A 15,001-nucleotide genomic window follows, 5' to 3' on the forward strand; every position below is an offset into this window, starting at 1 on the left:
AGCTCTTCATTCCCAGCGCTGGGAATGCTAGGAAAAACTAAGCTCTTTGAACTGATGACAGAAGACGATGAAGACCTCGCCGAACTTGCCGAAGGCGGCACCATTGCCGGTCTAACGCTGGATGAGATTGATCGCATGTCGTCGCGAGAACTTCGCGCAAAACTGCGTGATACAGAAAAATCACTTGAAGCCAGCCGCCGCTTGGCCAACGAGAAAGATCAAAAGATCAATGAACTGAGTGAAAAGCGCTTGCTCGATCAACATCGCCCGTTAGGTGAAGAGGGAATACGCCAGCTCCGTGAAGAAATTGGCCTGGTGGGCTTTGATGTTAAGGCCATATTAATGGGGCGCTTTCGTGAAGGGCTGGAAAAATTGAATGACCACACTGGCGATATGACTTCTCACGCCGACTATTTAGCGGGCCTGCTTAATGATATTTAGTTTTAAATCAATGTGTTGCGCAGTGATTTTCGCTACCCCATCACGCCCCCTCAGATACTGTACCAGACTGGGTAAACGCCGATGCAGAGGCGGAAGACGCAGATTTTCAGTTACCTGAACATTTACGCGGTACCGGACAGGATAGCGGCGAGGAGGTGGAGTAATGAACCCCATCCTGACCGAACGCATACTAGCCATTGCCCAGGCCGCCGAAAAAGCCGGGCATGGCGGCAAAGACGCCGTTTATCAGACGGGTTGCCAGGCACTCGGTATTTCCAGGGCGACTCTGCTGAGAAGAATTAAACAGGTGAGCTATAAACCGCCGCGTAAGCAGCGGGTAGATTATGGTACCAGTGCCCTGACGCGTGACGAAGCTCTGTTGATATCTGGCGTCATCATGGAATCAGAACGCAAGAACGGCAAGCGTCTCTACAGTCTGGAAAAGGCGGTTAACGACCTGCGGGCCAATAACCTGATTAATGCCGGGTATATTGATAATATATTGATAACGAGACCGGCGAGTGGTTCCCCCTGTCGGTCGATGCCATCAGTCGGGCGCTGTACCAATATCGCCTGCACCCCAACCAGTTACGGGCACCAGCCCCGTGCGTTCAATTGAAAACCGACCACCCCAATCATGTCTGGCAACTGGATGCGTCGCTGTGTGTGCTCTATTACCTGAAAAATCCCGACAAAGGGCGCACCACGCGCGATAGCGGCCTGCGCATGATGAATGAGGCGGAATTTAACAAGAACAAGCCGAAAAATCTGGCACGGGTAGTCAATGACCGCGTCTGGTCATTTGAGCTGACTGACCATACCAGTGGCTGGATTTACGCCGAGTACCGCTTCAGCGGCGAAACAGCACAAAACTTTACCGATGTGCTGATTAATGCCATGCAGGAGCGCGGTGGGGCCGACGTACTGCATGGCGTGCCGCGCATCCTCTATACCGACCCCGGTTGCGCGCTGGTCTCGTCCACCATGCGCAACCTGTGTAAAACACTTGGTATTCAACTTATCGCACATAAAGCCCGTAATGCCCGCGCCACCGGCTCAGTGGAAAAGGCGCGCGACATTCTCGAGTGCAATTTTGAATCCGGCCTGCGGTTTGTGCAAGTCGATAATATTGATGAATTGAACTGCCTGGTCGGGTTGTGGCGTAAAAATACAACCGTACCGCCATCCACCGACGTACTGGCATGACCCGCACCGACTGCTGGTTACGGGTCACTCCGCAGCAGTTAATTAAGGCACCGCCCGTTGATGTGTGCCGTGAGCTGGCAGTGAGTCAGCCGGAAAGCCGTAAGGTCACTACTCATCTTCGCGTGTCGTTCAGGGGGAGTGAATACGATGTACGGCAAGTCCCCGGCGTTTGCGTGGGCGACACCGTACAGATAGTGCGCAACCCCTGGCGCGACAGTGAAGCGCAGGTGGTAATGATGAATGAAGACGGACAGGAAATCTTCTGCCGGGTACCGGAAGTGGCGAAAGACGACTACGGTTTTTCCCTCAATGGCCCGACATTAGGCGCATCTTTCAAGGCATTACCCCACACCACGGCGCAACACCATCTGGCGGAAGTCGAGCAGACCCTGTATGGCACCACCACGCCGGGGGAAACCGCCGCCGCGCAAAAAGCCAATGCCTTACCCTTTGGTGGGCGCTTTAACCCCTATCTTGACAATGAACGCGATACCCCACCGATTTACCTCCCCAGACAGGGGCAGACATCCACGGTCTGTGCCCCGCGTTTTGAAGAGCGCTTAAACCCGGTTGTGGTGGTTCAACGCCTGCGCGCGCGTTTTCAGGCAGCAGGCAAGACCTGGCGCAGTGAATTTTACACCACACTAACCCAGCGTTTTCCTGACGGCATTCCGGCTGACCAGGTCGACGCCCTGGGTGATGAGCTGATGGGGCTGACCAGCGATGTGGTGGTCAGCCTGGCCAGCCACGGTTAACCGGAGGGCAATCATGCTGAAACTGAAAACCCTATTACAGCGACACAACCTGACCCAGGCCGCCCTAGCCCGCGCGCTTGACCTTTCCGAGGCGACGCTGGCGCAGATAGTCAACCACCACCAGTGGCCGAAACAGGACACCGACACGCTAAAACACCGTATCCGGGCCTGGCTGCGTGACCAGAGCATAGAGGCGGACGACTGCTTTGACGGGGTCACGCCCGACGGCAAGGAAAATGCACCCCCCCAGCAACGAGGAGGACACCATGTTACTAAAAAACAGGTATTAACCCCTACCACGAAAAAGCATTTCGGGCTGTTTCGCGCCCCGTTTGATGACAACGCGGTACAAGGTCATGAAGATGTTTTTTTAACCCCTGAAAGCCGTTATGTGCGCGAGGCCCTGTACCAGACCGCACGCTATGGCGGCTTTATCGCGGTTATCGGTGAATCCGGCTCGGGTAAAAGCACCCTGAGGCGCGACCTGGCTGACCGGATTAACCGGGAAAATGCCCCGGCCGTCGTGATTGAGCCGTACGTGCTGGCCATGGAGGATAACGACCATCAGGGTAAAACCCTGAAAGCCGCCAGCCTCGCCGAAGCCATTTTCCATACGCTGGCCCCACTGGAAAAACTCAAACGCTCGCCGGAGGCCCGCTTTCGTCAGCTACACCGGGTATTAAAAGACAGCAGCTATGCCGGATACAGCCATGTGCTGGTGATTGAAGAAGCCCATGCGCTGCCCATACCGACCTTAAAGCACCTTAAACGCTTCTTTGAGCTGGAAGACGGCTTTAAAAAACTGTTGTCCATCGTCCTGCTGGGACAACCCGAATTGGGAGACAAGTTATCAGAGCGCCTGCTGACCGTCAGAGAAGTGGTGCAGCGCTGCAAGGTGATTGACCTGCCGCCACTGGATGAACACCTGACGGCGTTTCTTGACTTCAAATTTAAACGCATCGGCGGCGACATGAGCAAAGTCCTTGGCCCGGATGCGATCCCGGCACTGCGCCAACGCCTGAGCTAGCTGCGCCCCAAGAAAGACATAACGGTCAGCCTGCTTTACCCGCTGGCTATCGGCAATCTGGTGACCGCCGCCATGAACCTGGCCGCCGAGAACGCCATCCCGGTTATTGACGCCAATATTATCCACAGTGTGCATTAAACAGGAGGCTACCATGCTGACATCTTCTCTGGCCTGCAAACATCCACCTGTCGTGTTGCAGTTCACGCAGGCCTTCCGGGCCATCGACAGCCTGAGAATGCAGGGCTTTACCGTCGACCACCTGGAAATGGATGGCTACACGCGCCCAACCCTTACCGTTCAGTATGACCACCGCTGTCGCGCCTATCAACAAAGCGGCAGGGCGGTAAGGTATTCCCACGGCGTAGACCACCGGGGACGTTTTGAAAAGTACCAGTTTCAGCAGAACCAGTGCCGAATTATCTGGGAGGTACGTTAATCATGAGGAATGTGCCCGTCTGCATTAGCGCAAAGCAATGGGTCTATCTGGAAAAAACAGTTTATATCACCGAGCAGGACTATGAGGACTATTTATCGATTTGCGAGAACTGCCGTGACATGGATGAACAAGACCGCCGTCTTGGTGAAATAACGGCCCGCTATCGAATTAACGTCTTTGAGCATATTCAACACAGCGACGCCCTTGAGGAGATTATTTTCGAGCGCGTTTAATCCCCAACGTTGTTAATTAAAAGGTAAAAAAATGGCAAAGAAAATAACGCGGCTTTAAGCCGCGGCGGCTTCCTGAACCCCGCAAACCCGTGAGCAGGTGACGGACGATATTAAGCGGATGGGCGATATCCAGCGGGAAATGACCCGACTGGAGACGCATATTAATGATGAAATCGCACGGTTAACTCATCAGCATGCGGCTGATATTGAGGCCATGAAAGCCCGGATAACCCTGTTGCAAAAAGGTATCCAGACCTGGTGTGAAGTCAACCGCGAACCGCTGACCCAAAATGGCAAAACCAAAACCGTTAACCTGATAACTGGCGAGGTGTCATGGCGTAACCGCCCGCCGTCCGTCTCCCTAAAAGGAATGGACGATATCCTGCAGGCGTTAGAAGAAAACGGACAGACCCACTGCATTATTCGTAAGCCGGTCATTGATAAAAATTCCCTGCTAAAAAATCAGGACACGATAAAACAGCTTAATATCCGGGGCATTACGTTTCATAACCAGCTTGAGGATTTCATTATTACGCCCTTCGAGCAGGAGGTGGCCTCATGAGCCATCAGGAAATAAAACATCTGCGCCATCAGATTGAAAGGCACATAAACCGCGCCATGCACCACCTGCGGGCAGACCATTCTGCCGCCGCTTATTGTGAGTTCCAGAATGCCTTCGAGATATTGGCCGAACTGATAGCCACATTAGATAAGGAGAACGTCTTATGAGTATTACCTGCATCAGCTGCCATCAGACAACAAACCAGCTGAATCCTACCCAGGCAGACATTACCCAACAACCGGAAAGTGGCGAGTGGGGGGTTGACCTGCTACTGGTCTGCCCACACTGCGAACAGCAGTATAGCGCCTGGGTGCTTAACTGGGATGTTGTGCCCTTAAAGGGTATCACGGCGAACTCGGCATCAACGCCAACCCATCATCAAACGCACGAGGTCAATAACCCATGAACATTGACCGTTGGTTAGCTTTGTTTGCCGGTTTTATGGTGTTCATTGCGGTCATTATTTGTTTTGTTGAACACATGACCTGATTGACTAAAAGAGGATAAATTATCATGTGGATATTAATTTTAGCCATGTACGCCAGTCCTTATACTGATGCGTCTTTTTCCTCGCTGCATACACAGGAATTTGACACGGAAACCGCCTGTCAACAGGCCGCCAGACAGTTCTCAGAAAAATTTGAAACCTTTAAAGATATTGATGCCAAGGCGATTTTCGTGAAGAAGTCATAGTCTAAAATCGGCATTTAGCACATTCAATTGTGTAGCAAGTGTATTCACTTTATAATCCTTCAAAACCTGAAGGATTATTTTTTGCCCATAGTATAAGGAACCCTGACCTCGACCACGACGATAAAGGACGCCAGCGATGACCCGACAAAAATACCTGCAGTTAATCCATATTGCCGCCCACAATCTCAAGCTGGACGACACGACTTACCGCCAGATGTTGCACAGGCTAACGGGGAAAACATCGGCAAAAGCCCTGAATATCGGTCAACTGGCTCAGGTGTTAAACGCCCCGAAAGCCAAAGGCTTCCGTATCCAGCCCCATCAAGCCAATACAAAAAAGCAGACTGACCGTCCGCAACTCCAAAAAATGGAGGCCTTGTGGCAGGCAATGGCCCACGAGGGCATTGTCCGTGATGCCTTAGCAAAAGCCCTTGCCCACTTTGTTAAACGGGAAACCGGTTGTGATTCGCCTTACTGGCTGGATAGCCAACAGGCCAGCCAGATTATCGAGAAACTCAAGCAGTGGCAGAAGCGCGTGGCGAGGGCAACATCATGCTAGAGAATACCTTTCGTAGCAAAGGGCCAGAGTTACTTTACTGGTTGAGCTGGCTGAACATACGGCGCAGACCGTCAGGCAGATTATCGATGTTGACCCCGCCGTTGCCAGCCAGATAGGCGACACCGTCGCCAGTCAGATGATGGCGGTCTGGGGTGGGCAAAATGTCTATTTCCCGATGGGGCTGATATGGAAACTCAGCCAGCGTGACCGGGAGATATTTGCCAATTTCAACGGCCATAACCACCACGCGCTGGCGCGTAAATACAAAGTCTCACTACAGTGGATTTATTCGGTGGTTAAACGGGTAAAAAAAGAAGAGCTGGCCCGTATCCAGGGCAATCTGTTTGAAGATGAAGATGAAGATGAAGATAAGCAGGCAGGATGATCATCTATAACGCACTTTAAGTACTTTAGTGCTTTTTTGTTACTATCATTGCCACGACAGCATCCATGCAAAGGAGATAAATATGCTTGATTCAACCCTGCTCGATTTACCCTGGGCAACACTCGTCACATTGTCCTCTGGCTACATTAGCTACTTTATTGCTAATGTCGGCCTGAAAGAACACCATAAACCCATTGACATTCTCTTCTCCACACTGATTTTTAGCCTGTTGCCGACAGCAATATACCACGTGACACTATGGTGTGGCGTCAATGCTTACGTGGCAGCGTTGCCGCCAGTGTTGTTGGCATTGACCCTGGGGGCATTGTGGCGTAAATATGGGCGTAAACGGTTGTACGCATTTCTCCGGAAGCACAATATCTCGTGGTCTGATGGCACCCATTCTGCGTGGCAGCAGCTGTTTGGACAGATTGAATACCGGGCCACTGAAGTGTTCGTTATTCTTAAGGATGGCAGCGGGTTATTATCGCGGCCTCTGGCTCGTTTTGAAGGACTCCCTAATGGACCGTTCGCGCTGGGCAATACGGGAGATGTCATTCTTTATGTAACACACCATAGCGCACCTGGTAGTGATGAATGGCACGAGTTTGCCAGTGTGATCGATGATTCTTGGGGAGCGCTGGCGACCTACATTCCTGCGGAGCAGATAGCCAGGGTAGAAATCAGGAGGAACAGGGTTAAAGCTGTATCCACGCCTCCTGAGGTTTAGGTGTCAATTATTTTTTGGGACGGATGCCAGGCTGGTGATTTGACTGTTGCGATGGCGCGGGTTTTTTCTCCTTGCTGGCATCTCTTTCAAATGTGACTACTCGGGCATTTTTGGGATTCTCTGTAAAGTCACAGCTATCATGATTGTTGTTCTTGGTCGTCATGGAAACTTCCTCTAGATAAAATCAATTGTAGCGGATTCTACTCTAGTTCAGTAAAGAGGATGTTTTCAATTAATGGGTTTTAAAACGTAATTTCTGTTTCACTATGTGTAACTTAATCACCATGAATTGTCCCAGGTAGATCCACATTTATCGCACGTTTCCCTTTCAAATATCTCACGTCCTATCAGATTCTCCATCCTGCTAAAGGCGAAAAGTGTGCGTACAACAGAACGCCTGTCGCTTATGCCACAGGCGTTCTGTTCGACGACGCTTTCGCTTGTCATCGCACAATAAAACCGATCATTTACCGGCTTTAATTTCTTTTACGGCTTCATCCGCACCGATACGACCAAAAGTAACGATATCCGCCAGTGAGTTCCCCCCCAGACGGTTGGCACCATGCACCCCGCCAGCAGCTTCACCTGCCGCAAACAGGTTCGGGATTACCTTACCTTGGTTATCGATAACCTGCGCTTTGGTGTTAATGGCGATACCGCCCATCGTATGGTAGATGCCCGGCGTCACTTCGATTGCGTAATATTTTCCGGTATCCAATGCTTGTTTAAAACTTTCGCGACCAAACTCGGTATCTTTGTTCGCTTTCGCGTAGCCCGTGTAGGCAGACAAGGTTGCAGATAACTGTTTGGGATCCATCTTGATGGCCGCGGCGAGCGCCTCCACAGAATCACCCTCGAACACCAGTTTCTGTTTAAAATAGGTATCAATGGTCTTATTCTGTTTAACCAAGGCGTCATTGAAAATCACATAAGCATGGGCGTTGGGCTGTTTTAAAATGTTTTGCGAAACGACATCACGCGTTAGCAATTCATTAATAAAACGTTTCCCTTGTTCATTGACTAAAATAGCGCCATCACCACGCACACCTTCCGTAATCAGAATACCTTTTCCGGGTACTGTTGTTGGGTGAATCTGGATATATTCCATATCCACCAGCTTGGCGTTAATACTTTCCGCCATTTTTACACCTTCGCCCAACGAACCGGGTGCATTGGTTGTTTTAAAACCGATCAGTTTGGGATCGTAGTGTTTAATCATGTCAAAATTGGCACCAAATCCACCGGCGGTAATCATCACCTTCTTGGCATCAATGGTGAACACATTTCCATCTTTGCCTTTGGCTTTAATTGGCTGTTGGCCCATCCCTGGCCCCACCTCTAACAAGGCCACTGCAAGCAGCGTTCCTGCAACGCAAATAATTTAGGTATAACCGATTAAGACTTCGCTTGCTCCAACGCCTGTTTTGCCGCTTCCAGCACGCCAGTACTGGACATGGTCGCGCCCGTCACTGCATCAATACCCTCTGTCGTTTGTTTTTCGACAATTTCCGGCACGATATTATCAATCACACCCAACATCAGCGCTTCGGTGTCCTCGTGTTTTACCACTTCCACATTGGCAATTTTGCCGGCGCTGATATTCACCGAAACTTCGATCTCCCCTTCTTTACCCTGCGCTTTTCCGGTGTATGTTCCGTCTTTATACGTTTGAACGCCGGCCGAAGCCACAAACAACAAGGCGGCAGCCAACGATGGAACGATTTTTTTCATAATTCTCCCGCTTTTCTCTGGTTTTTTGATGACTGCGACGCCGCTGCTCACGAAACGGCGTCGCACTAATAATATGACTTATTTACCTGCTTTAATTTCTTTTACGGTCTTTTACGGCTTCATCAGCACCGATGCGGCCAAAGGTAACAATATCCGCCAGTGAGTTACCGCCAGACGGTTGGCACCGCGAACGCCGCCTGCCGCTTCACCCGCAGCAAACAGGTTCGGGATCACTTTCCCGTCTTTATTGAGCACTTGCGCTTTGGTATTGATGGCAATGCCGCCCATGGTGTGGTGAATGCCAGGCGTCACTTCAATAGCATAATATTTACCGGTATCCAGCGCCTGTTTGAAGCTGTCACGCCCAAATTCGGTATCCTTGTTGGCTTTTGCATAACCTGTGTAAGTTTTCAGGGTTTGCGGCAGCTGTTTGGCATCCACTTTAATGGCATTAGCCAACGCTTCCGGTGTATCACCTTCAGCAACCAGTTTTTGCTTAAAGTAGCTGTTGATGGTCTTGTTCTGTTTCACCAAATCATCATTGAAGACCAGATAAGCGTGGGCACCCGGTTGTTTCAGGATGCTTTGTGATACCACATCGCGCGTCTGTAATTCATTGATAAAACGTTTACCCTCTTCGTTAATCAAGATTGCACCATCGCCACGCACCGCTTCGGTAATCAGAATGCCTTTACCCGGTACGGTGCTGGGGTGAATCTGGATGTACTCCATATCCACCAGCTTGGCATTGATTTTCTCCGCCATCTTTACCCCTTCGCCTAACGAACCCGGTGCATTGGTGGTTTTGAAATTAGCCAGTTTCGGGTCGTACTGCTTGATCATGTCAAAGTTGGCACCAAACCCACCTGAGGTGATCATCACTTTTTTTGCATTGAGCGCAAATTCTTTGCCATCTTTGCCTTTTGCTTTGATGCCGGTGACTTCGCCCTTGTCATTTTGGACAATTTCGGTTGCAGAGGTATTGGTGCGCAGATCGATGTTCAGCGCCTTCACTTTTTTGATCAGTGCCGTCGCGATGAAGCTACCGGCTGGCTCGCCCCGGCAGGTCTGTGGGTACGATCGACGCTGGCCCCATCCGTACGTGTTAAATCAGCCAAACTCTGCGCCGTTATCCTTCAAAAATTGCACAGAGTCTTTTGCCCGTTCAGACAAGGTGCGCACCAGGTCAGGATTATTGATGTTCTTACCGCCCTTTATCGTGTCCTGAAAGAACAACTCCGGGCTATCCTGAATGCCTTTTGCCTTCTGGTAAGGGGTACCCGCCGCGTTCAAGCCAGCCTCGGCGCGCGCCGTATTGCCTCCGGCAAACGGCATTTTTTCCAGCATGATAACTTTAGCACCCTGGTTATGTGCCTTAATGGCGGCGGACATGCCTGCCCCCCCCCAGCATACTGACCGAAATCGCTATCAGCGGGATACCACGCCGTGTGAGGCGAGCAAAGCAGGCGGGCAGCGTACGCTCGTTAGAAAGCGACCAAAGCATACGCCCCGACGCGTAAAGCCCGGAATTCGCCGCAGACAAAATCGCCGTCAGGATAACAAAGTTAAAAATATCTGCGGCATACGGAATACCGATGCGTTCAAAGACTTGTACAAACGGGCTTTTTACAATCCCCGCCTGCTCCATCGGAATAAGCGCCGCCAGCACCAGCATAGTGCCAATAAAAAACACAATCAAGCGCACAACGGTGGTGCGAATCGCCAGTGGTACCACTTTATGCGGATTCTCCGTCTCTCCGGCAGCAATGCCTATCAACTCGGTACCGGAAAAAGCAAAATTAACCGCAACCATGGTCATCAGAATGGGCAATCCACCGAACGGGAACCAACCGTGTGCGGTAAGGTTGGTTAACAGCGGCGCAGGCGTGCCATCTTTCAGCGGAATGATGCCAACGATCGCCCCTGCCCCTAGGACAATAAAGGCCAGAATCGTAATCACTTTAATGACGGAGAACCAAAATTCCCCCTCAGCAAAAAAGCGCGCGGAAATCACGTTCAACACAAAAATTACTATGCAAAACACCAGGCACCACACCCAAACCGGGACAGCAGGAAACCAGTACTGCATGCAAAAACCTGCCGCCGTCAGGCTCGAACCTAATGCGACCGTCCAGGTCAGCCAATAAAGCCAGGCGACGGTGTATCCCGTGGCCGGACTCAGGTAACGCGCGGCATAGGAGTGAAACGCCCCGGTTTCCGGCATCGCGACCGACAATTCCCCAAGCGACAGCATCACCAGACACACCACTGCCGCCCCAATCAGATAGGCAAGCAGCGTGCCCGCGGCACCCGTAGTAGAAATGATATAGCCGGTATTAAAAAACAGCCCGGTTCCGATAACGCCCCCCAAGAGAGCATAATCAGATGACGCTCCTTCATTGAGCGTTTAAAGGTGCCCGTTTGCGCGGTGGCTTCCTGCGTGGGTGAGGTGTGCTGCTGCATGCGTTTCCTTATACGTATAGACGTCTACACATCCAAATTGTGTCGTGTTATACCGCTCCGCCAACGGGAAAGCAATGGGATCCCCATAAAGTGATTGATAGATGGAGAAAAAACAGGCGTATTCAACACAGCATTCGCCAATACATAAGGCGTATGGCAAACGCGGATCACACGCCTGTTAGTTCAGCGCAGCGATACTCCGCGCGATGGCCTGTGACGTGGTCAGGGTTCGGATCTGGCGGAATAAGTCATCGGCCTCAACATACTCCTTGCGCAGATAGCCCAACCACTGTTTGATGCGCGCAACGTGATACATGCCGGTATCACCCTGCTTCTCAAGTTGGGTGTAGCGCTGCAACAGAGCAACAACGTCTGACCAGGGTAACGGCGGGTCGTTGTATTTAATCACCTTGCTGAGATTGGGCACGTTGAGCGCGCCGCGTCCAATCATTACGTCCTGACATCCGGTTGCCGCGATGCAGTCCTGAGCACTTTGCCAGTCCCAAATTTCACCGTTAGCCACTACCGGAATCGACAACCGCTTACGGATCTCGCCAATGGCCGCCCAGTTAATGAGCTCAGCTTTGTATCCGTCTTCTTTGGTACGTCCATGTACCACAAGCTCGGTAGCGCCCGCTTGCTGAACAGCATCCGCAATTTCAAATTGACGTTCGCCTGAATCCCATCCCAAACGGATTTTAACTGTCACGGGGAAATGGCGTGGCACAGCCTCACGCATGGCTTTCGCCCCCTGATAAATCAATTCAGGATCCTTGAGCAAAGTAGCGCCTCCACCACGCGTAAAAACTCGGTGACGCACAGATCGTACTCATTGATGTCGGTCAGCAGTTCCCGCACCAGTGCATCGAGAACTCCTTCCATCGGCGCAAGAAGGATACGCATAACGCAATTCAGCTCATCAGGGCGCCGCACGGCGCTCCGGTTAAAACAGCCCGTCATGGTACTGAGGCGGGCGGGAAAAGCAAGCGTTACCCTATTGCTAGTCTTTATCCGCAACCGAGGGGTTAAATGCCTGGCGGGTAAAACTCAGCAGACACGCCAACGCCGCCGTGCCACATCCCATGTAAAGCGCATAGTAACCTCCCTGCATATCGAATCGCTCCAGCAGCATGCCAACAAACGCGGTGCCGCTTGATTGTCCGATCAAACGCGCAGTTCCCAGCATTCCCCCCGCCGCGCCACTGCGCTGGCGAGGCGCAGAGGTGACCAGCAAGCGGTTATTGGGCGATTAGAACAGGCCGAAACCTGCACCGCACAGGGCCATACGCCAGGCTATCCCCCCCATGGTGGTGACGGGTGAAAGCTGACTCAGGGCCAGCATCCCCACAGCGAGCAGCAGCAGCCCGACGCCCCCCAGGATCGCCGGTGACATCCGATCCGAGAGCCTGCCCGCGACCATTGCCATAACGCCGGTTGCCAGCGGCCAGGGAGTCATCATCAGACCAACCTCGGCCGGTGTCAGTGCCAGCTCGTGATGGAACAGAAACGGCAGGGAAACAAAGGCCAGCATCTGGGTAGTGAAAGAAGCAATTGAAGTAGCGAGCGACAAACTGAACACCAGAATGCGCAGCAAATCAAACGGGAACAGCGGCGCAGTGGCAGACGCTTCCCTGCGCACCAACAGCATTGCGGCCACGAAAGCCAGCACCAGTTGCCCGCCGATCAACACGCCATTGCTTTTATGACCGATGCTCTCAATAGCGGTAATCGCCACCAGCGCATTAATCCCTATCGCCCCCCAGCTTGGCGCGCGGAACGATATAACGGATAAGCGCGGTATTCACGCTCATCAATCCCGCTGCACCGATACCTTGCGCCACGCGCGCCAGCGTCAACATCGGCATACTGTTCGCTAACATACAGGCCAGAGACGACACGATAAACATGGTCAAGCCATACATATACACCGTGCGATAACCGTAAATCTCGTCCAGACGTGCGAAGGGGATCAGGCATACCACCACCGCCAACTGATACCCATTGACAATCCAGATCGCGCTGGCCGCGCTAATAGTAAAATCTGTAGCAATGACCGGCAATGCCACATTGGCAACCACAGCATCCATCACCGCCAGTGTAATACTGATGGCAATCGTCAACATGGCATAGTAGCGCTGCGGAGTCGGCAGACCATCTTCAGTGATACCGGGTGCGGCTATTCTCATTATTCAGTCTTTATTCGGGCAAAGCGCGTCGGCTTGCGGATGAAAGCTAGTTAAGCAGCTTACTGATAATCCACAGTAATGGGAAGCATGTGGCAAGAGGAAAGGCTAAGTAGGTGAAACGCTAAGGTAAAGGCATGCAACACAGGGGGCGCAATAGCGCAGGAGAGCGACAGCTCCCCTGCGAATGGCCTGATTACTCGCTTCTAGCGCGCGCCGGGCGGCGCTGGCCATTGCCCTGCGCGCGCGATGTAGCCGGTTTCCCCTGACCACCACGACGAGGCTCGCCGGAATGGGCGGCTTCCCCACTGCGTTGGCGGCGCGGTACCGTGCTATGGCGCTCACTGCCGGAACGATTGCCGCAGCGCGGTGCACCGAGCTGACTTTGGCGTCCGTTTTGAATCGGCTCAGCTTTAATAGTCGGATCGGGCTCAAAACCCGGCACGGCAATGCACGGAATTTCACGTTTCAGCAACCGCTCAATGTCACGCAGCAGCTTGTGCTCATCGACACACACCAGCGACAGGGCTTCCCCCGTGGATTCCGCACGTCCGGTACGACCAATACGGTGCACGTAATCTTCCGGCACGTTGGGCAGCTCATAGTTCACCACATGCGGCAGTTGATCGATATCCAGACCGCGCGCGGCGATATCCGTTGCCACCAGCACCCGAATCGATCCTTCCTTGAAATTCGCCAGCGCACGGGTACGCGCGCCCTGGCTCTTGTTACCGTGGATAGCCGCTGCGGTAATGCCGTCCTTGCCCAATTGCTCAGCAAGATGGTTAGCACCGTGCTTGGTGCGCGTAAACACCAGCACCTGCTGCCAGTTCTGTTTGCCGATCAGCAAAGAGAGCAACTCGCGTTTGCGCTTCTTGTCGACAAAATGCACGTTTTGGGTCACCAGTTCTGATGGCGTATTACGACGCACCACTTCGACCGACGCAGGACGCGTCAGCAGCGTATTGGCCAGCGCCTTGATTTCATCGGAAAAGGTCGCGGAAAACAGCAGGTTTTGCCGTTTGGCAGGCAGTTTTGCCAGTACGCGACGAATGTCGTGGATAAAGCCCATATCCAGCATCCGATCCGCTTCATCCAGCACCAGTATTTCGATACGAGAGAGATCAACCGCGTTCTGGCGTTCCAGATCCAGCAGGCGTCCCGGCGTTGCCACCAGAATGTCGACGCCACCGCGCAACTTCATCATTTGCGGGTTGATACTGACGCCGCCGAACACCACCAGTGAGCGCAAGCGCAGATATTTGCTGTAGGCCTGCACGTTTTCACCAATCTGTGCGGCCAGTTCACGCGTCGGCGTCAGGATCAGCGCCCGCACCGGACGACGGCCTTTAACGTCACTGGGTTTTGCGCTCAGCAGTTGCAACAGCGGCAGAGTAAACCCGGCGGTTTTACCGGTGCCCGTTTGCGCACTGGCCATCAAATCCTGACCAGACAGCACCACCGGAATCGCCTGGCGTTGTACAGGCGTAGGTTCACGATAGCCCTGTTCTTCAACAGCGCGGAGAATATCGGCGCTCAGGCCGAGAGATGCGAAAGACATAGAGAAAACAACTCCAGATCCACCCTGACCGAGCCA

Annotated in this window: 15 protein-coding genes and 7 pseudogenes; 12 read left to right on the forward strand and 10 right to left on the reverse strand. The window is 52.5% G+C overall.

From position 1 onward, the window contains the following. From ACMZI0_RS20305 to ACMZI0_RS20360, 12 genes and pseudogenes are all read left to right on the forward strand, one after another. Nucleotides 1-441 (forward strand): annotated as a pseudogene (locus ACMZI0_RS20305) (DUF3102 domain-containing protein); the annotation flags it as partial. A gap of 163 nt (nt 442-604) precedes the next feature. Continuing rightward, nucleotides 605-2,402: pseudogene (locus tag ACMZI0_RS20310) on the forward strand (integrase catalytic domain-containing protein). A gap of 13 nt (nt 2,403-2,415) precedes the next feature. Further along, nucleotides 2,416-3,567 (forward strand): annotated as a pseudogene (locus ACMZI0_RS20315) (AAA family ATPase). Between the two features lie 13 nt (nt 3,568-3,580). Continuing rightward, nucleotides 3,581-3,865 (forward strand): hypothetical protein, encoded by a 285-nt coding sequence (locus tag ACMZI0_RS20320; RefSeq protein ID WP_415674304.1) that lies wholly within the window; start codon nt 3,581-3,583, stop codon nt 3,863-3,865. Between the two features lie 2 nt (nt 3,866-3,867). Then, complete coding sequence (locus tag ACMZI0_RS20325) at nt 3,868-4,098, forward strand: hypothetical protein (protein WP_415674305.1); 231 nt, start codon at nt 3,868-3,870, stop codon at nt 4,096-4,098. 97 nt (nt 4,099-4,195) lie between these two features. Further along, nucleotides 4,196-4,660 carry a host-nuclease inhibitor Gam family protein gene (locus tag ACMZI0_RS20330; RefSeq protein WP_415674306.1) on the forward strand — a complete coding sequence of 155 codons (465 nt, stop codon included), beginning with the start codon at nt 4,196-4,198 and terminating at the stop codon, nt 4,658-4,660. Next, complete coding sequence (locus ACMZI0_RS20335; protein WP_415674307.1) at nt 4,657-4,827, forward strand: hypothetical protein; 171 nt, start codon at nt 4,657-4,659, stop codon at nt 4,825-4,827. The genes ACMZI0_RS20330 and ACMZI0_RS20335 overlap by 4 nt, the downstream gene beginning before the upstream one ends. After that, nucleotides 4,824-5,066 carry a hypothetical protein gene (locus tag ACMZI0_RS20340; RefSeq protein WP_415674308.1) on the forward strand — a complete coding sequence of 81 codons (243 nt, stop codon included), beginning with the start codon at nt 4,824-4,826 and terminating at the stop codon, nt 5,064-5,066. The genes ACMZI0_RS20335 and ACMZI0_RS20340 overlap by 4 nt, the downstream gene beginning before the upstream one ends. 107 nt (nt 5,067-5,173) lie before the next feature. Next, a complete protein-coding gene (locus ACMZI0_RS20345; protein ID WP_415674309.1) occupies nt 5,174-5,353 on the forward strand; it encodes a hypothetical protein in 180 nt (59 codons plus the stop codon). A gap of 136 nt (nt 5,354-5,489) precedes the next feature. After that, a complete protein-coding gene (locus ACMZI0_RS20350) occupies nt 5,490-5,912 on the forward strand; it encodes a gp16 family protein (RefSeq protein ID WP_415674310.1) in 423 nt (140 codons plus the stop codon). Further along, a pseudogene (locus ACMZI0_RS20355) lies at nt 5,906-6,297 on the forward strand (Mor transcription activator family protein). Before ACMZI0_RS20350 ends, ACMZI0_RS20355 begins: the two are co-directional and overlap by 7 nt. Before the next feature lie 82 nt (nt 6,298-6,379). Beyond that, nucleotides 6,380-7,027 carry a hypothetical protein gene (locus ACMZI0_RS20360; protein ID WP_415674311.1) on the forward strand — a complete coding sequence of 216 codons (648 nt, stop codon included), beginning with the start codon at nt 6,380-6,382 and terminating at the stop codon, nt 7,025-7,027. Between the two features lie 7 nt (nt 7,028-7,034). Here ACMZI0_RS20360 and ACMZI0_RS20365 read toward each other — a convergent pair whose 3' ends face one another. The 10 genes and pseudogenes from ACMZI0_RS20365 to rhlE all read right to left on the reverse strand — a co-directional run bounded on the left by ACMZI0_RS20365 (nt 7,035) and on the right by rhlE (nt 14,965). Next, a complete protein-coding gene (locus ACMZI0_RS20365; protein ID WP_415674312.1) occupies nt 7,035-7,190 on the reverse strand; it encodes a hypothetical protein in 156 nt (51 codons plus the stop codon). A 300-nt stretch (nt 7,191-7,490) separates the two neighbouring features. Next, the gene (locus ACMZI0_RS20370) at nt 7,491-8,378 is read right to left on the reverse strand and encodes a flavocytochrome c (protein WP_415674313.1); all 888 of its coding nucleotides are present in this window, start codon (nt 8,376-8,378) and stop codon (nt 7,491-7,493) included. 44 nt (nt 8,379-8,422) lie between these two features. Continuing rightward, nucleotides 8,423-8,758 carry an FMN-binding protein gene (locus ACMZI0_RS20375; protein WP_415674314.1) on the reverse strand — a complete coding sequence of 112 codons (336 nt, stop codon included), beginning with the start codon at nt 8,756-8,758 and terminating at the stop codon, nt 8,423-8,425. A 111-nt stretch (nt 8,759-8,869) separates the two neighbouring features. Further along, nucleotides 8,870-10,150: pseudogene (locus ACMZI0_RS20380) on the reverse strand (flavocytochrome c). Between the two features lie 7 nt (nt 10,151-10,157). Continuing rightward, nucleotides 10,158-11,221, reverse strand: a pseudogene (locus ACMZI0_RS20385) (amino acid permease); the annotation flags it as partial. A gap of 178 nt (nt 11,222-11,399) precedes the next feature. Further along, a pseudogene (dusC, locus tag ACMZI0_RS20390) lies at nt 11,400-12,124 on the reverse strand (tRNA dihydrouridine(16) synthase DusC). 97 nt (nt 12,125-12,221) lie between these two features. Further along, nucleotides 12,222-12,407: a hypothetical protein gene (locus tag ACMZI0_RS20395; protein WP_415674315.1), complete on the reverse strand. Its 186-nt coding sequence runs from the start codon at nt 12,405-12,407 to the stop codon at nt 12,222-12,224. Nucleotides 12,408-12,470: 63 nt separating this feature from the next. Further along, on the reverse strand, nt 12,471-12,956 hold the full coding sequence (locus ACMZI0_RS20400; protein WP_415674316.1) for an MFS transporter: 486 nt from the start codon (nt 12,954-12,956) through the stop codon (nt 12,471-12,473). Between the two features lie 7 nt (nt 12,957-12,963). After that, nucleotides 12,964-13,407 carry an MFS transporter gene (locus ACMZI0_RS20405; RefSeq protein ID WP_415674317.1) on the reverse strand — a complete coding sequence of 148 codons (444 nt, stop codon included), beginning with the start codon at nt 13,405-13,407 and terminating at the stop codon, nt 12,964-12,966. A gap of 193 nt (nt 13,408-13,600) precedes the next feature. Then, nucleotides 13,601-14,965, reverse strand: coding sequence for an ATP-dependent RNA helicase RhlE (gene rhlE / locus ACMZI0_RS20410; RefSeq protein WP_415674318.1), 1,365 nt, complete (start codon nt 14,963-14,965; stop codon nt 13,601-13,603). Nucleotides 14,966-15,001: the final 36 nt, after the last annotated feature.

Source organism: Symbiopectobacterium sp. (genome assembly GCF_047692315.1).
Classification (GTDB): Bacteria; Pseudomonadota; Gammaproteobacteria; order Enterobacterales; family Enterobacteriaceae; genus Symbiopectobacterium.